The organism is Neisseria sp. HMSC055H02 (assembly GCF_001813335.1).
GTDB lineage: Bacteria > Pseudomonadota > Gammaproteobacteria > Burkholderiales > Neisseriaceae > Neisseria > Neisseria sicca_C.
Genome location: NZ_KV812117.1, coordinates 64,957 through 88,133, shown reverse-complemented (window position 1 = coordinate 88,133; position 23,177 = coordinate 64,957). Strand labels below are relative to the sequence as shown.

Below are 23,177 nucleotides of genomic sequence, written 5' to 3'. Positions count from 1 at the left end.
CCCGTCCCTGCCGATGGCAGCAGCAGATTCATCTGCCGCCAAAAGGTCGTCTGAACGGCATCATCAATATAGGTATCTCATGAATAAGAACACTCAATACGGCAAAGGCCTTTTCGGCTTTTTCTTCGGCCTCCTCCTCGCTACCGGCGTGATCGGGGGCATCCTGTATTTTCTGAATCAAGACACGCCGAACGCCTTCAAAGGCGCGACCGAGCCGCAAAAACAGCAAACCGAGCCTGAAATCCTCAAGCCGCAGGAAAAATCCAAACCTGAGGCTAAGCCTGAAGCCAAGCCTGAAGCGGAAGAACCGCCTGTCGTTGTTCCTGTAGAGAAAGAGCGTCCGACCGAAGAGGCTAAGTCTGAGGCAAAACGCAGCGAGGCTGACGATGATGCGGCAGCCAAAGAAAAAGAACGCGCTGAGAAAGAAGCGCAAGAAAAGGCAGATAAAGCCAAAGCCGAAAAAGAGCGCGCAGACAAAGAAAAAGCGGAAAAAGAACGTGCCGTCCGCGAAGCGGAAGACGAAGCCCGTGAAACAGAAAAAGCCCTGCGCGAAGCTGAAAGAGAAGACAAAGATGCTGCCGAACGCGAGTTGAAACAAAAACTTGCCGAGAAAAAAGCAGAACTTGCGAAAAAACGCGCAGAAAAAGCCAAAGCCGACAAAGAAGCTGCCGATAAAGCCAAAAAGGCAGCCGAGTTGACGGACAAACAAAAAGCGCGCGTTGAGCGCAAACTTGCCGAGAAAAAAGCGGCAGAGAAGAAAGCCGCCGAAGCCAAGAAAACCGAAACGGCTAAAAAAACCAACAAACCGACTCCCGAACAAATCCTGAACAGCGGCAGCATCGAAAAAGCCCGTCAGGAAGCGAATAAAGGCGCGGCGAAAGAAGTGAAGAAAGCCGAAGCGGACAAACAAACTGCCAAGGCCGACAATGCCAAAGCCGAAGCTAAAACTGCGGAAGGCGGTAAAAAAGTCATCCTGCAAATGGGTTCATACGCCGACCGCAACAGCGCCGACGCGCAACGTGCCAAACTCGCCATGCTGGGCATTTCGTCCAAAGTGGTCGAGCGCACCAACGGCGACAAAACCGTTTACCGCGTACAAAGCAACAGCATGTCGTCTGAAGTCGCGAAAAATGTTCAGAAAGACTTGCAAAAACACAATATCAACAGCCTGATGCGTTCGGCTCAATAAGGAGGCGGCAATGAAACGGACAACCAAACCGGCAGCCATCCTTCTCAGCCTCGCGCTTGCTTTTTCCGCAAGCGCGCAGGCTGCGGTCGAAGGCGTGGATTACACGGTTTTGAAAAAACCGATTCCGCAACAAGACGCATCCAAAATCGAAGTTTTGGAATTTTTCGGCTATTTCTGCGTACATTGCCAAAACTTTGATCCCGTCTTGCTGTCATACAGCAAAACTTTCCCGAAAGACGTTTACCTGCGCACCGAACACGTCGTTTGGATGCCCGAAATGTTGGGCTTGGCGCGGGTTGCTGCGGCGGTTAACGCTTCGGGTTTGAAATATCAGGCAAACCCCGCTATTTTCAAAGCCGTACACGAACAGAAAATCAATTTGGCGGATACCGCCACTTTCAAAAGCTGGGCGGCGGCACAAAAAAGCTTTGACAGCAAAAAACTGATTGCCGCATACGACGCGCCTGCCAGCCTCGCAGCCGCTAAAAAAATGCAAAGCCTGACCGAGACTTACCGTATCGAAGGCACGCCGGACGTCATCGTCGGCGGCAAATATCGGGTCATATTCAGCAGCGATTGGGAACAGGCGCAGAAAATCATAGGCGAACTGGTGGATCAAGTCCGTCAAGAGCGTTCCGGCAAATCCGCTTCCAAAGCCACGCACTGACGGAATTTAGCCAGACAGTTTCGGAATGACCGCAAAGATAAGGCGGTTTCCGAACTGTCTGTTTGTTTTGGGCGGCGTAAAATCACTATAGTGGATTAAATTTAAATCAGGACAAGGCGACGAAGCCGCAGACAGTACAGATAGTACGGAACCGATTCACTTGGTGCTTCAGCACCTTAGAGAATCGTTCTCTTTGAGCTAAGGGCGAGGCAACGCCGTACTGGTTTAAATTTAATCCACTATAAAATCCATAAAAACGATACTGCTGAGGGATGGAGCAAACACCGCCATGCCGCAGCAATTTTCCTATTCTGATACCGCTTTATCCTGAAATCCAGACGGACAAATGTCGTCTGAAAACCAAAAAAGAAAGCAATATGGACATTTTGACTTTATTAAAAGCCCTGATTATGGGCATTGTGGAAGGCTTGACGGAATTTCTGCCGATTTCGAGTACCGGCCACTTGATTGTATTGGGCGACTTGCTTAATTTTCACAGCAACGGCAAAGTCTTTGAGATCGCCATCCAACTGGGCGCGGTGCTTGCCGTGATTTTTGAGTATCGTCAGCGTTTTACCTCCGTTTTGTCCGGACTGGGCAAAGACCGCACCGCCAACCGCTTCGTGCTGAACCTTGCCATCGCGTTCGTGCCTGCGGCAGTCGTAGGTTTGCTGTTCAGCAAACAAATTAAAGAAGATTTATTTAAACCGATTACCGTCGCCACCATGTTGGTATTGGGCGGATTTTTTATTTTATGGGTCGAAAAACGTCAAAGCAAAATCAAGCCGAAAGTCAAAAGTGTGGACGAAATGCGCCCGATTGACGCGCTTGTGGTCGGCTGCGCCCAAATCTGCGCGCTGGTACCGGGGACTTCGCGTTCGGGCAGTACGATTATGGGCGGTATGCTGTGGGGCATCGAGCGCAAAGCTGCGACCGAATTTTCTTTCTTTCTCGCCGTGCCGATGATGATTGCCGCTACCGGCTATGACGTATTAAAACACTACAAACTCTTTACATTGCAAGATGTCGGTCTGATTGCCGTCGGTTTCATCGCTGCCTTCTTGGCAGGCCTCTTGGCGATTAAATCGCTGCTGAAATTCGTGTCCAGCAAAAACTACGTTCCGTTTGCCTATTACCGCATCGTCTTCGGCGGATTGATTCTGCTGACTTGGGCGATGGGCTGGGTCAAATGGGCAGCATGATGTTGAAGCAGGGATAAGCTTTAGATAAAGCAAAGGTCGTCTGAAAACCTTATCTGGAAGGTTTTCAGACGACCTTTTTCAGTATGGCGGGCGAATCCGTCAAACCGCCCCCTACTTTCCTAGCTCGCGTGCAACACAAATATCGTCGGGCGTTTTTTCAAATTCGGCAGCGTTTTCAGTTTCCGCCAAGCGGCAACGGTTTGGCTGATGATTTCCTGTGTCGGCAAAGTCAGGTCGGTTGCGGTGCAGAGGCGGGTTTCAGGGTGCAGGGTTTCCAGCGCATCGGCAAGCAGCGCGTCGTTGCGGTAAGGCGTTTCGATGAAAAGCTGGGTTTCGTTTTGCTGACGGGAACGCTGTTCCAAGCTCTTTAAAGCGGCAATACGCTCGCTTTTCTCCGACGGCAGATAGCCTTTGAACGCGAAATTCTGCCCGTTCGCTCCCGAAGCCATCAACGCAAGCAACAGGCTGGACGGACCGACCAGCGGACGGACCTCATAGCCGTGCCGGTGCGCCAATGCCACCAGATTCGCGCCGGGATCAGCAACAGCGGGACAACCGGCTTCGCTGAGAATGCCCATGCTGCGCCCTTCTTGCAAAGGTTTCAAAAGCTCGGGCAGGGTTTTCAGGTCGGTGTGTTCGTTTAAAGTTTGCAGGTTCAGCTCGCGGATGGGCGTCGTAACGCCCAAATGTTTCAAATGGGCGCGGGCGGTTTTTTCAGCTTCGACAACGAAATCGGTCAAACCGGTAATCTGCGTCTGTTCGTGCGGGAGCAGGCAGGGCGTGTCAGGCGCGCCCAAAGGGGTGGGAATCAGATAAAGAATCGGGGACATGATGGGTTTCCTATACGGAAGGTCGTCTGAAACCTTCAAACGGCTGTTTTCAGACGACCTAAATGATTTCTACGCCTTCGTTTTTTAAAAACTCAACCAGTTTGAAGATGGGCAAACCGATAAGCGCGTTCGGGTCGCTGCTGTCTATGCGCTCCAGCATCGCCGCGCCCAAGCCCTCGCTCTTCGCCGCACCCGCACAGTAAACCGCATCCGGCTCGCGCGCCAGATAACGCTCAATCTGCCCGTCTGTCAGCATGCGCATCACGACCGACGTGTTATCGACATGACGCTGAATGCGGCCGGAAGCAGTATTCAAAAGCACGATTGCGCTGTAAAATTCAATCTTTCTGCCGCTCAAATCCCTGAGCATTTGTTGTGCATTTGCCACGTTCATCGGTTTGCCCAACTGGCGGTCATTGCACCACGCCACTTGGTCCGCGCCGATAACCAACGCAGCAGGAAATCGAGCCGCCAGCGAACGCGCCTTCCCTTCCGCCAAACGCAAGGCAGTATCCGCCGCGTTTTCACCCGCAGCAGGCGTTTCGTCGAAATCAGGCGCGGCAGTTTGAAAATCAATACCCAAACGCTCGAGCTGCGCGCGGCGGAACACTGAACCCGAACCCAATATCAAAGGCAGTTTTGCACTCATATTTTGCTTAAAAATATTGACGTTAGACTGTCGAAATTATATCATACCCCGTTTATGTCAGACCCTAATTTGATTGACCCAGAAGTTTTCGCCTCCGAAAAGCAGAGCCTGCAAGGCAGCTTCCTGCTTGAGGAATTGGACGAACGAGTCCGTTCGCACGATTATCCGGCCGACAAACAGACCAAAGTGTCGTTTACGCTGAGCGGCGGACGCGACCGACTGCAGCGTTTGTTTCTCGATTTGAACGTCAAAGCCGATATGCCGCTGATTTGCCAGCGATGTATCCGCCCCATGCCGTTTACGCTCGACGAAACCAGCCGTATTGTTTTGTTCGCCAACGAAGAGGACTTAGATGAAGCAATGCTTGCCGATGAAGAGTTGGAAGGCATGCCGATTGAGAAAGAACTCGACGTACGCGGGTTGGTGGAAGACCAAATCCTAATGTCGCTCCCCTTCTCCCCGCGCCACGAAAACTGCGACAATGCCGCGCTGGAACAAGTCAATCAGGACAAACCCAACCCTTTTGCTGTTTTAGCAGGTTTGAAAAGCAGTTAATCAGGACACAGTTTTATTTACCTAGGAGCTTGAAATGGCCGTTCAACAAAACAAAAAATCCCCTTCCAAACGCGGTATGCACCGCTCTCACGACGCTTTGACCGCGCCTTCTCTGTCTGTTGACAGCGTAACCGGCGAAGTACACCGCCCGCACCACATTTCCCCCAACGGTATGTACCGCGGCCGTAAAGTAGTGAAAGCCAAAGGCGAATAATCTTATTCGACTGACTGAAAAAGCCAGAATATTGCCATGCAATGCTGGCTTTTTTACATTACATCCGAACTGCCCGACTCCATGCCTGCCCATACTTCAAAATGCGGCACAAAATCCTTGCAGTTCAAACTGATACACCCCATTGAATCGGGAATCGCCATGAAACAGAAAATCTGGTACACCTACGACGACATCCACCGCGTGATCAAAGCGTTGGCGGAAAAAATCCAAAACTCCGGCGTCAAATACGATGCCATGATCGCCATCGGCGGCGGCGGCTTCATCCCCGCCCGTATGCTGCGCTGCTTTCTGGAAATCCCGATTTACGCCGTAACCACCGCCTATTACGACAGCGACAACGAAGGACAGGTGACGGAAGAAGTCAAAAAAGTCCAATGGCTCGACCCCGTGCCCGACGCGTTGAAAGGCAAGAATGTGCTCGTAGTCGATGAAGTCGACGACAGCCGCGTGACCATGGAATTCTGCCTGACCGAGTTGCAAAAAGAAGATTTCGGCACCATCGCCGTAGCCGTCTTGCACGAAAAAATCAAAGCCAAAGTCGGCAAAATCCCCGAAGGCATCCCCTACTTCAGCGGCCTTACCGTAGAAGACTGGTGGATCAACTACCCTTGGGACGCACTCGACATCGACGAGCACAACCGCCTCGCCGCCGAAGGCAAAAAATAAGCCCGCGACGGAGAAGTCCGCCTTCTCCCGAAACAGCAAAAGCAAAATCCGTAGAACACCGACAAAACGAGATTTTGCCTCTTTTCAGCGTATCTTCATAAAACGCATTAGAATGTGGAACGCAACCCTTCAATCCGAAGCCCCCGACCACACATACACCCCTTTTCAGACGACCCCGTACCGCGTATCGCAAAAAGGTCGTCTGAAACCGACTGTGAAGCCGAACAAACCCACAGAGGCAGCCGACACCGCCCCTCTTCCGCTTCACAGCACAAACCGGAGAACAACATGATTACATTGGCCGTAGATGCCATGGGCGGCGACTCAGGTCTCCCAGTTACCGTCCCCGGTGCCCTTGCCTTTTTGAAACAGCAGCAAGACGTACACCTCATTATGGTCGGCGACGAATCCGCCGTCCGCCAAGCCCTCTCCGCAGCCAACGCGCCGATGGAGCGCATTACCGTGCTCCACGCCTCCGAAGTCGTCGGCATGGACGAAGCCCCTCAGCTTGCCCTGAAAAATAAAAAAGACTCCTCCATGCGCATTGCCATCAACCAAGTCAAAGAAGGCACCGCGCAAGCCGCCGTCTCTGCCGGCAACACCGGTGCGCTCATGGCAACCGCCCGCTTCGTCCTCAAAACCATTCCCGGCATCGACCGCCCCGCCATCGCCAAATTCCTGCCATCCGACAGCGAACACCTGACCCTCGCCCTCGATTTGGGCGCAAACGTCGACTGCACGCCTGAGCAGCTCGTACAGTTCGCCATCATCGGCAACGAACTCTTCCAAGCCCTCTACCCGCAAAAAGGTAGCCCGCGCATCGGCCTGCTGAACGTCGGCACCGAAGACATCAAAGGCACGGACACCGTCAAACAAACCTTCAAACTGCTCAAAAACAGCAAACTGAATTTCATCGGCAACATCGAAAGCAACGGCGTACTGTACGGCGAAGCCGACGTGATTGTCGCAGACGGCTTTGTCGGCAACATCATGCTCAAAACCATCGAAGGCGCGGTCAAATTCATGAGCGGAGCCATCCGTCAGGAATTCCAACGCAACCTGTTCAACAAAATGGCCGCCGTCGCCGCCCTCCCCGCCCTGAAAGGCTTGAAAAGCAAACTGGATCCGCGCAAGTTCAACGGCGCCATCCTGCTCGGTCTGCGCGGCATCGTTATCAAAAGCCACGGCGGCACAGATGATATCGGTTTCAGCTATGCCTTAGAAGAAGCCTACCACGAAGCAAAATCCGCCAGCCTGTCGAAAATCGAACAAGGTGTCGCGGCACAACTTGCTGCATTGGAGGCAATCAAAGGACAAAAAGAGGCTGCTTCTGATACGGCAGAATAACGCCATTGAACGACAAAATATAAAAACGTCGTCTGAAAAATTTTCAGACGACGTTTTTTTGAAAAATCATATGCCGGCATTGGGTTGATGATTTTTAGAACAAACTTGCCAAACTATATGCTGTCCGGCAAACCAAAACTTGTGGCACAAGCTTTATCGGCAAATTATGCCGAAAACTTTAAAAGCTTTTTCCATAACATTTGAAAGCAAAGTCCATGCTGCATCACCTTCGTCATTTCCACACAGACAAAAGTCTATATTTCAGTCTTTCAAGAATATTTAAATATTTCCAAGATTTCTAATCTTTAGGTTTCCACTTGCACGAAAATAGTAGAGCCAATCTCGAAAACGAAATAAGTTCGCTATATAAATCGGTTACCTAGCTCCCCCACCCCGCAACCGCGAACCTGAAACAATCAAAAAGGTCGTCTGAAAACGTTGGGCAAAGCTGCTTGTCCGTTTTCAGACGACCTTTATTTATGGCTCGATATTATTCGCCCAAGAGCGCAATATCCGCTACCGCGTTCATCTGCTCTGCCAAGCGGTTCAGCAGGTTCAGGCGGTTTTGTTTTACGGCGGAGTCTTCCGCCATCACCATCACGCCGTCAAAGAAGGCATCGACTTGCGGTTTGACGGAAGCCAGTTCGGACAAGGCGGTTTGGAAATTGCCTTCGGCAACGGCGGCGGCGATTTTCGGCTGCAAGCCTTGTGCGGCGGCGTACAGGGCTTTTTCTTCGTCCTGTTGCAGCAGGCTTTCATCGACTTCGCCCAACTCGGCATCGGCTTTTTTCAGCAGGTTTTGCACGCGTTTGTTGGCGGCAGCGAGCGCGGCGGCTTCGGGCAGTTGTTTGAAAGCGGCGACGGCTTGCAGTTTGGCGGTCAAATCATCCAAACGGCGCGGCTGTTTGGCGAGTACGGCGGCGACGATGTCTTGCGGATAGTCGTTTTGCAGCAACACGGCAAGGCGCGCCTGCATGAAGTCGGCGGTTTCAGACGGCGTTTTTTCATTGAGCAAACCTTTGGGGAAGCTGTCGAAGGTCGTCTGAATCAGCTCGTTTACGTCCAAACCATACTGCATCAGCATCCGCAAAATACCCAAGGCGGCGCGGCGCAGTGCGTAGGGGTCTTTGTCGCCGGTAGGAATCAGACCGATACCCCAAATGCCGACCAGGGTTTCCAGTTTGTCGGCCAGCGCAACGGCAGTGGCAACTTTGCCGTTCGGCAGGTTGTCGCCGGCAAAACGTGGCTGATAGTGCTGCTCGACGGCTTCGGCGATTTCTTCGGTTTCTCCGTCCAAGCGGGCGTAGTATTTGCCCATCGTGCCTTGCAGTTCGGGGAACTCACCGACCATTTCGGTCACCAAGTCGGCTTTCGCCAGACGCGCGGCGCGTTCGGCTGCGGCAGCGTCCGCACCCAAAGCTTTGGCGATGTGGGCGGCAATGCTTTGCAGGCGCTCGATTCGTTCGGCTTGCGAGCCGATTTTGTTGTGATAAACCACGTTTGCCAGCTTGGGCAGGCGGCTTTCTAAAGTCGCTTTTTGGTCTTGCTTGTAGAAGAACTCGGCATCAGACAGGCGCGCGCGCAAGACGCGTTCGTTACCTTGGATGATGTGCGACGGGTCTTCGGTTTGCAGGTTGGAGACCAACAGGAAGCGGTTCATCAATTTGCCGTTTTGGTCGAGCAGCGGGAAGTATTTTTGGTTTTGCTGCATGGTCAGAATCAAACATTCCTGCGGCACGGCGAGGAAATGTTCTTCAAAACCGGCTTCCAAAACAACGGGGTATTCGACCAGCGCGGTAACTTCGTCCAACAATGCTTCATCGGCGGCTACGGTGGCTTTCAGACGACCTACCTGCTCGTTCAAAGCCGTCTGAATCACGGCTTTGCGCTCGACAAACGAAGCGACGACTTTGCCTTGCTCGCGCATTTGTGCGGCGTAGCTGTCGGCGTTTTCAATGGTGATTTCGCCGCTGGACAGGAAGCGGTGTCCCAAGGTTTGATTGCCACTTTGCAGACCCAAAACGCTGACGTTCACGATGTCGCCGCCGTGCAGCACAATCAGCCCGTGAACGGGGCGCACGAAGGTAAACGTGCTGCTGCCCCAACGCATTACTTTCGGAATCGGCAGTTTCTTAACGGCTTGATTGATAATGTCTTCCAAAAGTTCGCCCAACGGTTTGCCGGTTTGGATATATTCGTAGGCGTACACGTCTTGCTTGCCGTCGTGGACGATGGTCAAGTCTTCGATTTTCGCCCCCGCACCGCGTGCAAAACCTTCCAAAGCCTTGGTCGGCGCACCGTCTTTCATGGCATTTGCCACGGCTGGGCCTTTTTTCACGATTTTCTGATCGGCTTGAACGGCTTTGACGTTTTTGACTTGAACGGCCAAACGGCGCGGTGAGGCGTAGGCAGTAAATTCGGCTGCGCCGTCAATCAGTTGCGCTTTTTCCAAGCCTTCGGCAACAGAAGCGGCGAAGTGGTTGCCTAGATTATTCAGGGCTTTTGGGGGGAGTTCTTCGGTAAGGAGTTCGATTAAAAGGGTTTGGGTTGTCATGTGAGACTTTCTGTTTGTCCGTAGGCCCTGCTTATAAATCCTGCATATGCCGTACGGCCTGTATTAATGGATACTCAATAAAGGTCGTCTGAAAACCTGTTTCAGACGATGTATCGTTATTTTTTAATCAACGGGAAGCCCAGTTTCTCGCGGCTTTCAACGTATTTCTGCGCTACGATGCGGCTCAGCGCGCGGATGCGGCCGATGTAGGTGGCGCGTTCGGTAACGGAAATGGAGCCGCGTGCGTCTAAGAGGTTGAAGGTGTGTCCGGCTTTGAGGACCAGCTCGTAGGCGGGCAGGGCGAGGCTGGCGTTTTCTTCGGTGAGCAGGCGTTTGGCTTGCGCTTCGTAGTCGTTGAACTGGCGCAGCAGCCAGTCGGCATCGCTGTATTCGAAGTTGTAGGTGGATTGTTCGACTTCGTTTTGGTGGTACACGTCGCCGTAGGTGACGGTGTTGCCGTCCAGCGTTTTTGCCCAAACGAGGTCATAGACGTTTTCCACGCCTTGCAGGTACATCGCCAAGCGTTCGATGCCGTAGGTGATTTCGCCGAGTACAGGCGTGCAGTCGATGCCGCCGACTTGTTGGAAGTAGGTGAACTGAGTCACTTCCATGCCGTTGAGCCAGACTTCCCAGCCCAAGCCCCATGCGCCGAGGGTGGGGTTTTCCCAGTCGTCTTCGACGAAGCGGATGTCGTGGACTTTGGGGTCGATGCCCAATTCGCGCAGGGAGTCGAGATAGAGGTCTTGGATATTGGCGGGAGCAGGCTTGAGGGCAACTTGGAACTGGTAATAGTGTTGCAGGCGGTTGGGATTGTCGCCGTAGCGACCGTCTTTGGGGCGGCGGCTGGGTTGGACGTAGGCGGCAAACCAAGGCTCGGGGCCGAGCGCGCGCAGGCAGGTGGCGGGGTGGGAAGTACCGGCGCCGACTTCCATGTCGAAAGGTTGGATGACGGTGCAGCCTTTGTCTGCCCAGAATGTTTGCAGTTTGAAGATGATTTGTTGGAAGGTGAGCATGGCTTATGGTTCGAATTGGGATAAAAGGGGGATTTTACTGTTTTGACGGTGTTTTGGGTAGGTGTACAGGCAGATGGAATGGTGGGGCGGCGATGTGATTTGACTGTCAATAAATGCGGAAACATGCCACAATGCCGTTATCCTGTTGTCTGTTTTAATCTGTTTTGACTGAATTTGAGGAGTCGCCCATGACCCCGATTTTGGCTTTCGATATTGAAACCGTACCTGATGTGAACGGCATCCGCCTGTTGTACGACCTGCCTGCCTCTTTGCCGGATGACGAGGTGGTCTTGTTCGCCCAGCAGAAACGACGCGCCCAAAACGGCTCTGATTTTATGCAACACCACTTACACCAAGTGGTCGCCATTTCCTGCTGTATGCGCTGGGGGCAGGACAAAATCCACGTCGGCACCATAGGCGAAATGCACGACAGCGAAGAGGAAATGATCGCCAAGTTTTTCGACCTTATCGAAAGCCATACGCCGCAATTGGTCAGTTGGAACGGCGGCGGCTTCGACCTGCCCGTCCTGCATTACCGCGCGCTGATACACGGCATTGCAGCGGCGCGTTATTGGGATATGGGCGAGGGCGATTTCGGCGACAGCCGTGATTTCAAGTGGAACAACTACATCAGCCGCTACCACAACCGCCATTGCGACCTGATGGATCTGCTCGCCCTGTACCAACCGCGTGCCAATGTGCCGCTGGACGATATGGCGAAACTTTGCGGCTTCCCCGGCAAACTGGGCATGGACGGCAGCAAAGTTTGGGAGGCGTTCCACGCAGGTCGTCTGAAAGACATCCGCGATTATTGCGAAACCGATGCGGCAAACACTTATTTAATGTTCCTACGCTTCCGCCTGATGAGCGGCGCTTTGGATGCGGACGAGTATGAAGTGGAAGTCAAACGGCTGAAGCATTACCTGACCGGACAGGCTCAGGACAAACAGCATTGGAATGAGTTTGTCGCCGCGTGGCGTTAAACGTCAGGCTTGGAAAGTCTATCGTTCCTACCAATCATAAAGGTCGTCTGAAAAGCATAATCCGGTATGGATTTCTGTTTTTCAGACGACCTTAAACAAAATTAGAACCTACAATGGTTTAACTTCAAACCAAAACAACGTTACCTCACCTTAACTCAAAGAGAACACGATTTACTAAGGTTCGAAAGCACAAGGTAATCAACTGCAGACTCTCTATACAGCCGACCACTTCTCTACCCTATCCTGCTTTAAAGTGAAATCTCTATAAGATGTCGCCTGAGGCCCAATAGCAGCCCTCTCCACGTTCGTTTCTTACACGTAAAAAATACCGGCAAAAGCCGGTATTTTTAAAATTTGGCGCGGCGGACGGGGCTCGAACCCGCGACCCCCGGCGTGACAGGCCGGTACTCTAACCAACTGAGCTACCACCGCGCATCATTGTTTTGCAACAATGAAAGAAAACCTGGTGGGTGATGACGGAGTCGAACCGCCGACATTCTGCTTGTAAGGCAGACGCTCTACCAACTGAGCTAATCACCCGAAAATAAAAAATACCGACGATGTCAGTATTTTTGAAATTTGGCGCGGCGGACGGGGCTCGAACCCGCGACCCCCGGCGTGACAGGCCGGTACTCTAACCAACTGAGCTACCACCGCGCATCATTGTTTTGCAACAATGAAAGAAAACCTGGTGGGTGATGACGGAGTCGAACCGCCGACATTCTGCTTGTAAGGCAGACGCTCTACCAACTGAGCTAATCACCCTTGTCGCTGCGTTTGCGAAGACGCTATTAAATCAAAAAAGCATCCGCCGCGCAAGCTTTATTTTTCAGTGTATTAGGTATTTCCTTGCAAACTCCAGTTTTCAAAAGAAATAATTTCCTCCTGTCTGCCTGCGACGACCAAAATATCATTCGGTTGAAGCTGGAAATCCAAGTCGGGGTTTTCTATCCTGCTTGTGTTGCGGCGGATAAATAGAAGTTTGATGCCGGCGTTATCCAAAGGCAAATCACGGATGGTTTTGCCGATGGCGTAGGCTTCGCCGGTCAGAGGGAAGGCGTGGCGGCATATGGATTTGCCTTCTTCACCGAATCGGTTTTCATCATCGCTGCCGACAAACAAGCCTTCCAGAGAGGCGTAGCGGCTGTGTCGGATGTTGGTAATGGTTTGATAAACGTGGCTGTATGTCGCGCCATTGCCCAACATGGCGTAGCTTGCCAGCACTAAGCTAGTTTCTTTGGTATCGGATACTGCTTCTTCTGCGCCCATATCTGTGAAGATTTTAACGTAATCATCATTGTTCGCCCGAACATACACAGGCATACTCGGATGCAAGGACATGATATTGTCGAGAACATGCTGGGTTTCGTGCATATTGTTCAGGGTAATAACCACCATTTTGGCGCGTTCCAAACCTGCTGCCTCTAAGACTTCGCGCCGTTTGGCGTCGCCGAACGAGACCGGCTCTCCGGCATTGCGCGCGACCTGAACCCTGGCAATATCGAGGTCGAGAGCGAAAAAGGGGATGTTTTCCTGAGCCAAGACCCGTCCGACGGTCTGACCGCCGCGTCCGAAACCGATTATCAGGACGTGGTCGGATTTGCTCATGGTTTCCACTAACATACTGTGCAGATCCACTGCCTTCATATCCCAGCTTGATTTGACAAAACGGCTAACGATGGCATCGCTGCTGCCCAAGATAAATGGGGCGATAATCATGGACAACAGAATCGCTGCTGTAGCCGCCTGCTCCAGCTCGGGCGACACCATATTGATTTTGCTGGAGATGTTTAACATCACAAAACCAAATTCGCCGCCTTGTGCTAAATAGAGGGCTGTTTTCAAGCTGTCCGCAATCGGATGCTTCATATGCAAAGCGATGAAAAAGACGACCAATGCTTTCAATACCAGCAGGATTGCCAGCAAAATCAGAATCTGCTGCCAGCCGCCGATTAAAGCCTGGATATCCAGTTTCATGCCGACCGTGATAAAGAAGAAACCAAGCAGAATATCGCGGAACGGGCGGATGTCGTCTTCCACCTGAAAACGGTATTCCGTTTCCGAAAGCAGCATACCGGCAACGAATGCGCCCAATGCCATCGACAAGCCTTCCAGTTCGGTCAGATAAGCTACGCCCAAGGTTACCAGCAGGACGTTGATCATAAACAATTCAGACGACTTGCGTTTGGCGACCATTCTGAACCAGCGCGACATTACTTTGCTGCCGACAACGAATAACACGCCCAGCGTGACCAGCATTTTCAATCCGGCAAAACCGAGCGCTGCCCACAGGCTGCCTTCATCGCCCTTTCCTGACAACGCGGGAATCAAGATCATCAGCGGTACGACGGCAATATCCTGCATCAACAAGACGCCCATCGCCATTTGACCATGCGGCTGTCCCAATTCGGTTTTTTCGGACAGGATGCGGCTGACGATTGCCGTGGACGACATGGTCATCGCCCCAGCTGCGGCAAACGCCCAATTAAAATTGACGCCCATCAGCATTAAAATGCCGATAATTGACAGCATGGTTACAATAACCTGCAAACCGCCCAGTCCGAACACCAAACGGCGCATGGCTTTGAGCTTGGGCAGGGAGAATTCGAGACCGATACTGAACATCAGGAATACGATACCGATTTCACCCAAATAATCAGTGGCATGGCCTTGCGGAATCAGCTTCAACATACCCGGACCGGCGATAAAACCGACCAAAAGATAACCGAGCATGGAAGGAATGTTGAATTTACGGCAGTAAATCACCGTGATGACGGAAACGAGGAGGACGATAACGATGGGTGCGAGGGAAAAAGTTTCGTGCATAGAGCGGGCGGCCTTGATGTTTGGCTGGGAAATAACTATTTTATTTATGGCAGGCCGTCCGAGCGGACGCGGAATAGCATTCCGGCATTGTCGGGACGGAGCTAAGGTATTCTATCAAAAAACCTTGTAAAATAATGTTCCTATAAAACAAATAATACCGAATAAATGAACATTTCAAATATTTTTGTCTCAGACGACTTACTAGAGTAACTTTTATTCCCTCAACAAAGCAAACCTTAATAGGACATCTTCCATGCTCCCTACCCCTTGCCCATGTTCTTCTTCCCTCCCCTACGCTGAATGCTGCCACACCTTCCATACCTATCAAACTCATCCGCAGACTGCCGAAAAACTGATGCGCTCAAGATACAGTGCCTATGTGTTACATAATATTGATTATATTGTTGCCACCACAGTTCCCTCCCAGCAAAATCTGCTGAATCAAGAAGAAATACAGCAATGGAGCCGAGGAACCCTTTGGCTGGGATTAGAAGTAATCCACCATACCCTCATCGGCAAACGCCACGCGCAAGTTGAATTTAATGCCCATTTTCAAGATGGAGCTGAAACGGCATATCATCATGAACTATCTACATTCGTCAATATTGACGGATACTGGTACTTTATTGATCCAACCGTTCCACTCCCGACAATGAAGCAAGCCTGCATCTGCGGTTCAGGAAAAAAATTCAAGGCATGCTGCAGACAATTTTTCAAATAAGGCAGAATCAAAATCACAAAGGTCGTCTGAAAAACATATTTCAGACGACCTTTTCATCTTCATAAGGCAACATAAAAAACTTAGATAAAAAAAACCATTCATACCAAGGGAGAAGTATGAATGGCCAATACATTGCGGGAAAACGTCTTACTTGCTGCACCGCCCAAAAGGGATAAAAGAGCGGTGTGTGTCAGCAATTTGGATTCTACTATTTTTAGTATTAAATGTCGTTAAGAAGTGAAATATTTTGAATATATTGCGCAGAATTTAAGATAGACGTTAGTTTATTAAGATAAGCGGTATATTTTGCCATTATTTGTATTGGTTATTTTGCAACACCTCACTAGAACAATCATCTGAGAAGTATTTCCATATTACATCACCTCTCAAAATCAAACTTTAGAAGTAAAGATTTTCTTGGAGCTCCATCCATACACTATTAACAGGAAAAGTATATACCCCCCCCCCCTTAAACCAAAAATGTCTTATCCCAAAGCCTTAAAATGAAGAGTTATAGTGGATTAAATTTAAATTAGGACAAGGCGACGAAGCCGCAGACAGTACAGATAGTACGGTAAGGGCGAGGCAACGCCGTACTGGTTTAAAGTTAATCTACTATAATTCATCATTATTTTGATACCAATGAGAATTCATAGAGTTAAAAATAGATTAGTATTACAAACACTCCTAAAATACTCCTAATATCTGTCCCTAAAAAATAGAACCATCCTATTTGTTAAAATCAAACTTTTTAGAAAAACGCTCATTATTCTTTTAATATTTACATGAATTAGCCCATAAAAAAGCCCTGCATTGCAGGGCTTTTTGAGATTCCAAAAACGAATTAACGTTTGGAGAATTGTTTTGCGCGGCGTGCTTTGCGCAGACCTGGTTTTTTACGTTCAACTTCACGGGCATCGCGAGTCACGAAACCGGCTTGAGACAAGGCAGGTTTCAGCGCAGCGTCGAAGTCGATCAGAGCGCGGGTAATGCCGTGACGGATAGCGCCGGATTGACCGGTTTCGCCGCCGCCGATAACGTTGACTTTGATGTCAAACGCCTCAGCGTTTTCAGTCAGAACCAAAGGTTGGCGAACAACCATGCGGCTGGTTTCGCGGGCGAAGAATTCGTCAACGGGACGACCGTTTACGATGATTTGGCCGGTACCTTTAGTCAGGAATACACGAGCCACTGAACTTTTGCGGCGGCCTGTGCCGTAGTAGTATTTACCGTTCATGTCGTGTCCTTATTTCAATTCCAAAACTTTGGGTTGTTGTGCGGCATGGGCGTGTTCTGCACCAGCGTACACTTTCAGTTTTTTAATCATGGCGTAACCCAATGGGCCTTTAGGCAGCATGCCTTTTACGGCTTGTTCCAAAGCGCGGCCCGGGAATTGCTCTTGCATTTCGCGGAAAGTACGCTCGTAGATACCGCCGGGGAAGCCGGAGTGACGGAAGTATTTTTTGTCTTCGAATTTGGCACCGGTTACACGCAGTTTGTCCGCGTTGATGACGATGATGTAGTCGCCGGTGTCAACGTGGGGGGTGTATTCAGGTTTGTGCTTGCCACGCAGACGGTGTGCGACTTCGGCTGCAACGCGACCCAGAACTTTGTCTTGGGCGTCGATAACGAACCATTCGCGCTTCACCTCGTGGGGTTTCGCTGAAAAGGTTTTCATAGTGGAAATCCAGATAGATATAGAAAGTTGTGAATTTTAAAGATGGGATTGGCTTTTGTCAATCGGATTGGGGTCGTCTGAAAGTGTTTTTTCTATGATGGCGTTTTTATGCATTGGGAAATGTTGTTTTTAGGTTGGAAAACATTGCTGTTGATTCAAAATATCGGGATATGTTTTTTGATTTTAAGTTTGGTTTTTCAGACGACGTCGAAGCCGATGATAAATGAAAGCCATGCCGCACGGGCATGGCTTGATATGGGAATCCCCGCGAGAGCCGTTTTGGCTGAATCCGCTTGAACCTTGTTGACAAGGCGGTCACCTCGGGCAGTTTCGGGTGCATCTAAGGATAGACGCTCGCGCCCACTGCAACTCCCAGCAACCTTAAGCGAACTTATTGGTTCAAAGGAATATATGCCTTCGCGGACACCGCAGGGAAAAAGAAAAATCAGTTTTGTTCCAACCGCGCCAAAGCTTTTTGGCAGGCGTTGTTCATGTCGGTTATTTTACGCTCAAATTCACCTATTGCCAAATCGTCTTTGAGTGTGATTTTAAGGAGGTCGTGGACAACGTTGAGCGCGGTCATAATGGCGATTTTATCGCTGCCGACAATGCGTCCGCTCTCTTTGATGGCGGCACTTTTTTTGTTGAGCATATCAACGGCTTGGAGCAGGGTATCTTTTTCTTCACTCGGCGTGTTGATGGTGAAATTGACATTCATGATGTCGAGGCTGACTTGTTCGATACTCATGGCGTGTCCTTATGATTGCGTTTCTTGCGGCAGGCGGGAAATGAGCCGGCGGATTTTTTCTGCAGTCTGCTCCAACGCGCTGCGGTATTGTTCTTTTTCGGCGGTAAGGTTGTCGATTTTGCCTTGTAGGTCTTCTTTGAGTTTGCCGACTTGCACGAGCAGCGCTTCGCTCAATTCGTCAACGGCAGCTTCGTGTTCGCGCTTTTGTTGTTCATGCTCGAGCTTGAGGCGGTCGATTTCTTCGTTAAGGCGGCGGTTTTCACCAACAAGGGTTTCAAATTTTTGGGCCAGCTGGTAAACGCTGACTTCCAAGGTGTCGAGTGATTGATTCATGTATAGGCTTCCGTATTGCCGCATGGTGGCAGGCGGTCAGGATATTAGGATGATGATGCAGGGATGTCAATCGCTGCCGAATGTTGAGGTCGTCTGAAACTTTTTGGCTTGATGTTTTCAGACGACCTTTGCCGTTCGGTCTTACTCAAAGCGCGCGCTGCGCTCCATGAGTCTTTCTGCAACTTGCTGCGGGGTCATTTCCTTGCGGATGAGTTGCAGCAGGGTTTGGGTAATGGGCATATCGATTTGGTATTTCACAGCGGTGTTAAACACTTCTTCGATGGTGCTGACACCTTCGGAAACATGGCCGATTTCCACCAATACTTGATGCAGTTCTTTTCCTTCTGCCAAACCCAAACCGACACGGCGGTTTCGCGAAAGCGCGCCGGTACAGGTCAGGATAAGGTCACCGATGCCGGCAAGCCCCATCATGGTTTTGGGCTGCGCACCCATAGCCATGGCAAGACGGGTAATTTCGGCGAGACCGCGCGTCACCAGCGCCGCACGCGCATTGAGCCCGTATTCGAGACCGTCGGAAAGACCAGTAGCAATTGCCATAACGTTTTTGACGGCACCGCCGACAGCCACGCCGATAACGTCCGTGCTGCCGTAAAGGCGCATTACGTTGGTGTTGAGTTGCGGCACCAATTCCTCAATCCATTCCTGATTTTCTGAGGCAACAACCACGGCGCAAGGCAGTTGTTTGGCGAGTTCTTGGGCAAAGCTCGGACCTGACAGCACGCCGATTTTTTTGTTCTCAGGCAATACTTCTTTCAATACTTGGAAGGTCAATAGCCCTGTGTCTTGTTCAAAGCCTTTGCAGGCGGCAAGGACAGGGATATGGTCAGCATTGTGTTGTTTGAGGAGTTCCGCGCTGCTTCTCAAACCTGCAACAGAAGTTACGACAAGAATGAGCCCGCTGTCTTTGAGCGCCTCACCCAAATCGGCATAAACGGTTAAGGATTCAGGGAAAGGGAAACCGGGCAGGCCGCGTTTGTTTTCACGTTCTGCCTGCAATGTACGGACTTGTTCGGGATTGCGTGTCCAAAGGGCGACTTCGTTGCCGTGGCGGGCAAAGTGCAGGGCAAGGGCTGTACCCCAAGAACCTGCGCCGATGACGGTAATTTTCATTGTGTGTCTTCCAACGGTAAATTGTCGTTTAATTTAAACCAATCGGCTTGGCAGTGCAAGCGATAGAGGTCTATTCAACATGAAAACCGCATGAAAATACAGAAGCTATCGCATATATTGCTTATCTCTATTGAAAATCCAATATTGATTTACCGCAAAGGGCAAACCACGCCCGCTGTTTATACTTCGCGGACAAAAAAAGCCGGACATATCAAACGGGCGCAAACAAAGCGGAATGCCATTCCCTATTTTCGCCCGCCATTCATCACGGCAATCAACGGAAACGGTGCTTACTCATAATAATATCCACTACAAAAAGGAACACGCCATGAACCACCGCAACACCCGACTGCTCCTGTCGCTTGCTGTTTTATCCGCATTGGCCGCCTGTGGCGGACAGGAAAGCAAGGAACAAAAACCTACTTCCGCACCGACCGAAGCCTCTGCTGTTCAGACGACCCCTAACGCAGCTTCAGCCACCCCAGCAGCGTCCCAAGCCGTCGTTGACAGCAACGCTTCTCCTGAAGATCAAGAGCTGCTCAAACGCGCACAAGGCATCTTCAAACCGCTGCCGAGTGCCGAAGAAATGCAGAAACTGCGCCCGTTTACCGAAGAACAGGTCAAACTCGGCCATCAATTATAGTATGAGCCGCGCCTCTCCAAAGGCAACACCGTAAGCTGCAACTCCTGCCACAACCTCGCCACCGCAGGCGTGGACAACCTGCCGACCAGCCAAGGCCATAAAGGACAGTTTGGCGGACGCAACTCCCCGACCGCTTTAAACGCCGCCCTGCTCGGTATGCAGTTCTGGGACGGTCGTGCGGCCGACGTTGAAGAACAAGCCAGCGGACCGTTGGTGAACCCTGTGGAAATGGCAAACGACTCGCAAGAAGCAGCCGCTGCCAAAATTGCCAAAATCCCCGAATATCAAGAACTGTTTAAAACCGCCTTCCCCGAAGACGGCGCAGTTTCCTTCAAAAACATCACCACCGCACTGGGCGCATTCGAACGCACCCTGTTGACGCCGACCAAATGGGACGACTACCTCAAAGGGAACGTCAACGCCCTGAACGAACGAGAGCGCAAAGGCGTGCGCGCCTTTATGGACAGTGGCTGTATCGCCTGCCACAGCGGCGTCAACCTTGGCGGCGCAACCTTCCAAAAATTCGGTTTGGTTCAGGGCCCTTACTGGAAATTTATCGAAGATCCCAAACAAGACAAAGGCCGTGCCGACGTCACCAAAAAAGCCGAAGACGAATTCTTCTTCCGCGTACCAGGCTTGCGCAACGTCGCCAAAACTTATCCGTATTTCCACAACGGCAGCGTTTGGGAATTGGACAAAGCCGTTACCATCATGGGTAAAGCGCAACTGGGCAAAGACTTATCGAAAGAAGACACCGACAACATCGTTGCCTTCCTGAAAACCCTGTCCGGCAATGTTTCCGACACTGCCCGCACCATGCCCGAACTGCCTTTGTCTGCACCGATGGAATCCCATCCGAACAATAAGTAAGCCGTAGATTTAGGGTAACGGAACCCGTTATCCTAAATTTGTGCTATACCAAACGTCGTCTGAAAAAGTTGTTCTGCTTTTCAGACGACGTTTCGATTTATGGAAACGCAATATAGCTATCCCCTCGATATTCAAGCCATTCATTCCTTAAAACACCGATGTCAGCCCTGTTAAGATTTCCAACAAACTCCAATCGTGGTTTATAATCCCATTCTAACGAAACAGGGGTGCTGCCTGATGTGCAGGCGGCTGAGAAATACCCTTTACACCCGATCGGGATAATACCTGCGTGGGGAGTTTTCACGGATTCTGTCTTTCAGACGACCTTTTTTGATATGGGGTCGTCTGAAAAAGCAAAACGCTCCTGTTTCTTCTTTTCAAACGAGAAAACAGGAGCATTTTTTATGACTACGCCAAAGAAAACCACCAAAACCTCCGGCAACGAAGCGCGCGAGCTTGCCGACTTGAGCGAAGACATCGGCATCCGCTTCAAATATCCGAACTCCGAACGCGTGTATCTGCAAGGCAGCCGCGACGACATCCGCGTGCCTTTGCGTGAAATCCGTCAGGACGACACCTACACGGCGCAGGGTACGGAAGCCAATCCGCCGATTCCCGTCTATGACACCAGCGGCGTGTACGGCGATCCGGCAGCACACATCGACCTGAAACAAGGCCTGCCGCACGTCCGCACCGCATGGCTGGACGAACGCGGCGATACCGAAATCCTGCCCAAGCTTTCCAGCGAATACGGCATCGAACGCGCACACGACCCGCAAACCGCCCATCTGCGCTTCAACCAAATCACCCGCCCGCGCCGCGCCAAAAGCGGCAGCAACGTAACCCAGCTTCACTATGCGCGCCGCGGCATCATCACGCCCGAAATGGAGTTTGCCGCCATACGCGAACGCATGAAGCTGGACGAACTTTTCAGACGGCCTGAATACGCCAAGCTCTTGAAACAGCACGCAGGGCAAAGTTTTGGCGCGAACATCCCGACCCACCCAGACCAAATCACGCCTGAATTCGTGCGCCGAGAAATCGCCGCTGGACGCGCGATCATCCCCGCCAACATCAACCACCCCGAACTCGAACCGATGATTATCGGCCGTAACTTCCGCGTCAAAATCAACGGCAACTTGGGCAACTCCGCCGTAACCTCCAGCCTGACCGAAGAAGTCGAAAAAATGGTGTGGTCGCTGCGTTGGGGCGCGGACACGATTATGGATTTGTCCACCGGCGCGCACATCCACGAAACGCGCGAATGGATTATCCGCAACGCGCCCGTTCCCATCGGCACCGTGCCCATCTATCAGGCTTTGGAAAAAACCGGCGGCATTGCCGAAGATTTGACTTGGGATTTGTTCCGCGACACCTTAATCGAGCAGGCAGAACAAGGCGTGGACTATTTCACCATACACGCGGGCGTGTTGCTGCGTTATGTGCCGATGACCGCCAACCGCCTCACCGGCATCGTATCGCGCGGCGGTTCCATCATGGCGAAATGGTGTCTCGCCCATCATCAGGAAAACTTCCTCTACACGCATTTCGACGAAATCTGCGAAATCATGAAAGCCTACGACGTGTCGTTCAGCCTCGGCGACGGCCTGCGCCCCGGCTGCATTGCCGATGCCAACGACGAATCCCAATTTGCCGAGCTGCACACCTTGGGCGAATTGACCGCCAAAGCGTGGAAACACGACGTACAAGTCATGATTGAAGGCCCCGGCCATGTGCCGCTGCAACGCGTCAAAGAAAACATGACCGAAGAGCTGCAACACTGCTTTGAAGCGCCTTTCTACACACTCGGCCCGCTCGTTACCGACATCGCCCCCGGCTACGACCACATCACCTCGGGCATAGGCGCGACCAATATCGGCTGGTACGGCACAGCCATGCTCTGCTACGTTACCCCGAAAGAGCATCTCGGCCTGCCCGACAAAGAAGACGTGCGCACCGGCATCATCACCTACAAACTCGCCGCCCACGCCGCCGACCTCGCCAAAGGCTGGCCGGGTGCGCAGTTGCGCGACAACGCCCTGAGCAAGGCGCGTTTCGAATTCCGCTGGCGCGACCAATTCCGCCTCAGCCTCGACCCCGAACGCGCCGAAAGCTTCCACGACGAAACCCTGCCCGCCGAAGGCGCGAAAATCGCCCACTTCTGCTCGATGTGCGGCCCCAAATTCTGCTCGATGAAAATCACGCAGGAAGTGCGCGACTACGCCGACAAGCAAAAAGCCCAACGGCAGGGCATGGAGGACAAAGCGGTCGAGTTTGTGAAGAAAGGGGCTGAGATTTACAGTTGATAAAAAGGTCGTCTGAAAAGTTTTCAGACGA

The 23,177-nt window shown here is 51.5% G+C and carries 21 protein-coding genes, 4 tRNA genes, 1 other RNA gene, 2 pseudogenes and 1 riboswitch; of the genes and pseudogenes, 13 read left to right on the top strand and 15 right to left on the bottom strand.

Annotation, left to right across the window (positions count from 1 at the left end):
• The first annotated feature begins 79 nt into the window (after positions 1-79).
• The 4 genes and pseudogenes from HMPREF2907_RS09570 (at position 80) to HMPREF2907_RS09560 (ending at position 3,058) form a co-directional block, all read left to right on the top strand.
• Positions 80-1,189, top strand: coding sequence for an SPOR domain-containing protein (locus tag HMPREF2907_RS09570; protein ID WP_070682503.1), 1,110 nt, complete (start codon positions 80-82; stop codon positions 1,187-1,189).
• 10 nt (positions 1,190-1,199) lie between these two features.
• On the top strand, positions 1,200-1,856 hold the full coding sequence (locus tag HMPREF2907_RS09565) for a thiol:disulfide interchange protein DsbA/DsbL (RefSeq protein ID WP_070682501.1): 657 nt from the start codon (positions 1,200-1,202) through the stop codon (positions 1,854-1,856).
• An 86-nt stretch (positions 1,857-1,942) separates the two neighbouring features.
• Positions 1,943-2,005 (top strand): annotated as a pseudogene (locus tag HMPREF2907_RS13600) (transposase); the annotation flags it as partial.
• Between the two features lie 228 nt (positions 2,006-2,233).
• Positions 2,234-3,058, top strand: a complete 825-nt coding sequence (locus HMPREF2907_RS09560) for an undecaprenyl-diphosphate phosphatase (RefSeq protein ID WP_070682572.1) — start codon at positions 2,234-2,236, stop codon at positions 3,056-3,058.
• Between the two features lie 119 nt (positions 3,059-3,177).
• Here HMPREF2907_RS09560 and HMPREF2907_RS09555 read toward each other — a convergent pair whose 3' ends face one another.
• Together HMPREF2907_RS09555 and HMPREF2907_RS09550 are read right to left on the bottom strand one after the other, a co-directional pair.
• Complete coding sequence (locus HMPREF2907_RS09555) at positions 3,178-3,888, bottom strand: SAM-dependent methyltransferase (RefSeq protein ID WP_070539191.1); 711 nt, start codon at positions 3,886-3,888, stop codon at positions 3,178-3,180.
• Between the two features lie 58 nt (positions 3,889-3,946).
• On the bottom strand, positions 3,947-4,537 hold the full coding sequence (locus HMPREF2907_RS09550; protein WP_070682499.1) for a Maf family protein: 591 nt from the start codon (positions 4,535-4,537) through the stop codon (positions 3,947-3,949).
• A 54-nt stretch (positions 4,538-4,591) separates the two neighbouring features.
• Here HMPREF2907_RS09550 and HMPREF2907_RS09545 point away from each other — a divergent pair, with 54 nt between their 5' ends.
• The 5 genes from HMPREF2907_RS09545 to plsX all read left to right on the top strand — a co-directional run bounded on the left by HMPREF2907_RS09545 (position 4,592) and on the right by plsX (position 7,340).
• Complete coding sequence (locus tag HMPREF2907_RS09545) at positions 4,592-5,092, top strand: YceD family protein (RefSeq protein WP_070682498.1); 501 nt, start codon at positions 4,592-4,594, stop codon at positions 5,090-5,092.
• 34 nt (positions 5,093-5,126) lie between these two features.
• Complete coding sequence (rpmF, locus tag HMPREF2907_RS09540; protein ID WP_003744026.1) at positions 5,127-5,306, top strand: 50S ribosomal protein L32; 180 nt, start codon at positions 5,127-5,129, stop codon at positions 5,304-5,306.
• Positions 5,307-5,465: 159 nt separating this feature from the next.
• The gene (locus HMPREF2907_RS09535; RefSeq protein WP_029609468.1) at positions 5,466-5,993 is read left to right on the top strand and encodes a phosphoribosyltransferase; all 528 of its coding nucleotides are present in this window, start codon (positions 5,466-5,468) and stop codon (positions 5,991-5,993) included.
• Positions 5,994-6,105: 112 nt separating this feature from the next.
• Positions 6,106-6,285, top strand: coding sequence for a hypothetical protein (locus tag HMPREF2907_RS12135; RefSeq protein WP_003756542.1), 180 nt, complete (start codon positions 6,106-6,108; stop codon positions 6,283-6,285).
• Positions 6,282-7,340 carry a phosphate acyltransferase PlsX gene (plsX, locus tag HMPREF2907_RS09530; protein ID WP_070682497.1) on the top strand — a complete coding sequence of 353 codons (1,059 nt, stop codon included), beginning with the start codon at positions 6,282-6,284 and terminating at the stop codon, positions 7,338-7,340. Before HMPREF2907_RS12135 ends, plsX begins: the two co-directional genes overlap by 4 nt.
• Positions 7,341-7,830: 490 nt before the next feature.
• Here plsX and glyS read toward each other — a convergent pair whose 3' ends face one another.
• Positions 7,831-9,894 carry a glycine--tRNA ligase subunit beta gene (glyS, locus tag HMPREF2907_RS09525; protein WP_070682495.1) on the bottom strand — a complete coding sequence of 688 codons (2,064 nt, stop codon included), beginning with the start codon at positions 9,892-9,894 and terminating at the stop codon, positions 7,831-7,833.
• Positions 9,895-10,010: 116 nt separating this feature from the next.
• The gene (glyQ, locus tag HMPREF2907_RS09520) at positions 10,011-10,907 is read right to left on the bottom strand and encodes a glycine--tRNA ligase subunit alpha (protein ID WP_070682493.1); all 897 of its coding nucleotides are present in this window, start codon (positions 10,905-10,907) and stop codon (positions 10,011-10,013) included.
• A 188-nt stretch (positions 10,908-11,095) separates the two neighbouring features.
• Here glyQ and HMPREF2907_RS09515 point away from each other — a divergent pair, with 188 nt between their 5' ends.
• A complete protein-coding gene (locus tag HMPREF2907_RS09515) occupies positions 11,096-11,890 on the top strand; it encodes a 3'-5' exonuclease (protein WP_003744040.1) in 795 nt (264 codons plus the stop codon).
• A gap of 355 nt (positions 11,891-12,245) precedes the next feature.
• On the opposite strand, the gene HMPREF2907_RS09510 is transcribed toward HMPREF2907_RS09515, so the two are convergent.
• The 5 genes from HMPREF2907_RS09510 to HMPREF2907_RS09490 form a co-directional block, all read right to left on the bottom strand.
• Positions 12,246-12,322: transfer RNA gene (locus HMPREF2907_RS09510), tRNA-Asp, on the bottom strand.
• Positions 12,323-12,354: 32 nt separating this feature from the next.
• Positions 12,355-12,430, bottom strand: a tRNA-Val gene (locus HMPREF2907_RS09505).
• A gap of 40 nt (positions 12,431-12,470) precedes the next feature.
• Positions 12,471-12,547 (bottom strand) — tRNA-Asp (locus HMPREF2907_RS09500).
• Positions 12,548-12,579: 32 nt separating this feature from the next.
• Positions 12,580-12,655: transfer RNA gene (locus HMPREF2907_RS09495), tRNA-Val, on the bottom strand.
• 72 nt (positions 12,656-12,727) lie between these two features.
• Positions 12,728-14,716, bottom strand: coding sequence for a monovalent cation:proton antiporter family protein (locus HMPREF2907_RS09490; RefSeq protein ID WP_070682491.1), 1,989 nt, complete (start codon positions 14,714-14,716; stop codon positions 12,728-12,730).
• A 253-nt stretch (positions 14,717-14,969) separates the two neighbouring features.
• Here HMPREF2907_RS09490 and HMPREF2907_RS12130 point away from each other — a divergent pair, with 253 nt between their 5' ends.
• Positions 14,970-15,437, top strand: a complete 468-nt coding sequence (locus HMPREF2907_RS12130; RefSeq protein WP_083310725.1) for a YchJ family protein — start codon at positions 14,970-14,972, stop codon at positions 15,435-15,437.
• Positions 15,438-16,281: 844 nt separating this feature from the next.
• Here the strand turns inward: HMPREF2907_RS12130 and rpsI are convergent.
• The 6 genes from rpsI to HMPREF2907_RS09460 form a co-directional block, all read right to left on the bottom strand.
• Complete coding sequence (gene rpsI / locus HMPREF2907_RS09485; protein ID WP_003744048.1) at positions 16,282-16,674, bottom strand: 30S ribosomal protein S9; 393 nt, start codon at positions 16,672-16,674, stop codon at positions 16,282-16,284.
• A 9-nt stretch (positions 16,675-16,683) separates the two neighbouring features.
• Positions 16,684-17,115, bottom strand: coding sequence for a 50S ribosomal protein L13 (gene rplM / locus HMPREF2907_RS09480; RefSeq protein ID WP_003744049.1), 432 nt, complete (start codon positions 17,113-17,115; stop codon positions 16,684-16,686).
• 258 nt (positions 17,116-17,373) lie between these two features.
• Positions 17,374-17,553, bottom strand: a non-coding RNA gene (gene ssrS, locus HMPREF2907_RS09475) — 6S RNA.
• 7 nt (positions 17,554-17,560) lie between these two features.
• Positions 17,561-17,863 (bottom strand): cell division protein ZapA, encoded by a 303-nt coding sequence (locus tag HMPREF2907_RS09470; RefSeq protein ID WP_003744050.1) that lies wholly within the window; start codon positions 17,861-17,863, stop codon positions 17,561-17,563.
• A 9-nt stretch (positions 17,864-17,872) separates the two neighbouring features.
• Entirely contained in the window at positions 17,873-18,196 is a 324-nt protein-coding gene (locus tag HMPREF2907_RS09465) for a hypothetical protein (RefSeq protein WP_049231451.1), read from the bottom strand.
• A gap of 141 nt (positions 18,197-18,337) precedes the next feature.
• Positions 18,338-19,327: an NAD(P)H-dependent glycerol-3-phosphate dehydrogenase gene (locus HMPREF2907_RS09460; protein ID WP_070682489.1), complete on the bottom strand. Its 990-nt coding sequence runs from the start codon at positions 19,325-19,327 to the stop codon at positions 18,338-18,340.
• 328 nt (positions 19,328-19,655) lie between these two features.
• Here HMPREF2907_RS09460 and HMPREF2907_RS09455 point away from each other — a divergent pair.
• Together HMPREF2907_RS09455 and thiC are read left to right on the top strand one after the other, a co-directional pair.
• Positions 19,656-20,840 (top strand): annotated as a pseudogene (locus HMPREF2907_RS09455) (cytochrome-c peroxidase).
• A 213-nt stretch (positions 20,841-21,053) separates the two neighbouring features.
• Positions 21,054-21,153: riboswitch (TPP riboswitch) on the top strand.
• A 91-nt stretch (positions 21,154-21,244) separates the two neighbouring features.
• Complete coding sequence (gene thiC / locus HMPREF2907_RS09450; RefSeq protein WP_070682487.1) at positions 21,245-23,146, top strand: phosphomethylpyrimidine synthase ThiC; 1,902 nt, start codon at positions 21,245-21,247, stop codon at positions 23,144-23,146.
• Positions 23,147-23,177 lie beyond the last annotated feature (31 nt).

Coding starts and splice junctions, on each gene's coding strand:
- HMPREF2907_RS09465 (WP_049231451.1), bottom strand. CDS start 18,196: ATGAATCAATCACTCGACACCTTGGAAGTCAGCGTTTACCAGCTGGCC.
- HMPREF2907_RS09555 (WP_070539191.1), bottom strand. CDS start 3,888: ATGTCCCCGATTCTTTATCTGATTCCCACCCCTTTGGGCGCGCCTGAC.
- HMPREF2907_RS09550 (WP_070682499.1), bottom strand. CDS start 4,537: ATGAGTGCAAAACTGCCTTTGATATTGGGTTCGGGTTCAGTGTTCCGC.
- HMPREF2907_RS09490 (WP_070682491.1), bottom strand. CDS start 14,716: ATGCACGAAACTTTTTCCCTCGCACCCATCGTTATCGTCCTCCTCGTT.
- HMPREF2907_RS09515 (WP_003744040.1), top strand. CDS start 11,096: ATGACCCCGATTTTGGCTTTCGATATTGAAACCGTACCTGATGTGAAC.
- HMPREF2907_RS09565 (WP_070682501.1), top strand. CDS start 1,200: ATGAAACGGACAACCAAACCGGCAGCCATCCTTCTCAGCCTCGCGCTT.
- HMPREF2907_RS09470 (WP_003744050.1), bottom strand. CDS start 17,863: ATGAGTATCGAACAAGTCAGCCTCGACATCATGAATGTCAATTTCACC.
- rpsI (WP_003744048.1), bottom strand. CDS start 16,674: ATGAACGGTAAATACTACTACGGCACAGGCCGCCGCAAAAGTTCAGTG.
- glyS (WP_070682495.1), bottom strand. CDS start 9,894: ATGACAACCCAAACCCTTTTAATCGAACTCCTTACCGAAGAACTCCCC.
- HMPREF2907_RS09460 (WP_070682489.1), bottom strand. CDS start 19,327: ATGAAAATTACCGTCATCGGCGCAGGTTCTTGGGGTACAGCCCTTGCC.
- rplM (WP_003744049.1), bottom strand. CDS start 17,115: ATGAAAACCTTTTCAGCGAAACCCCACGAGGTGAAGCGCGAATGGTTC.
- HMPREF2907_RS12130 (WP_083310725.1), top strand. CDS start 14,970: ATGCTCCCTACCCCTTGCCCATGTTCTTCTTCCCTCCCCTACGCTGAA.
- thiC (WP_070682487.1), top strand. CDS start 21,245: ATGACTACGCCAAAGAAAACCACCAAAACCTCCGGCAACGAAGCGCGC.
- glyQ (WP_070682493.1), bottom strand. CDS start 10,907: ATGCTCACCTTCCAACAAATCATCTTCAAACTGCAAACATTCTGGGCA.
- HMPREF2907_RS09560 (WP_070682572.1), top strand. CDS start 2,234: ATGGACATTTTGACTTTATTAAAAGCCCTGATTATGGGCATTGTGGAA.
- rpmF (WP_003744026.1), top strand. CDS start 5,127: ATGGCCGTTCAACAAAACAAAAAATCCCCTTCCAAACGCGGTATGCAC.
- HMPREF2907_RS12135 (WP_003756542.1), top strand. CDS start 6,106: ATGTGGAACGCAACCCTTCAATCCGAAGCCCCCGACCACACATACACC.
- HMPREF2907_RS09570 (WP_070682503.1), top strand. CDS start 80: ATGAATAAGAACACTCAATACGGCAAAGGCCTTTTCGGCTTTTTCTTC.
- plsX (WP_070682497.1), top strand. CDS start 6,282: ATGATTACATTGGCCGTAGATGCCATGGGCGGCGACTCAGGTCTCCCA.
- HMPREF2907_RS09535 (WP_029609468.1), top strand. CDS start 5,466: ATGAAACAGAAAATCTGGTACACCTACGACGACATCCACCGCGTGATC.
- HMPREF2907_RS09545 (WP_070682498.1), top strand. CDS start 4,592: ATGTCAGACCCTAATTTGATTGACCCAGAAGTTTTCGCCTCCGAAAAG.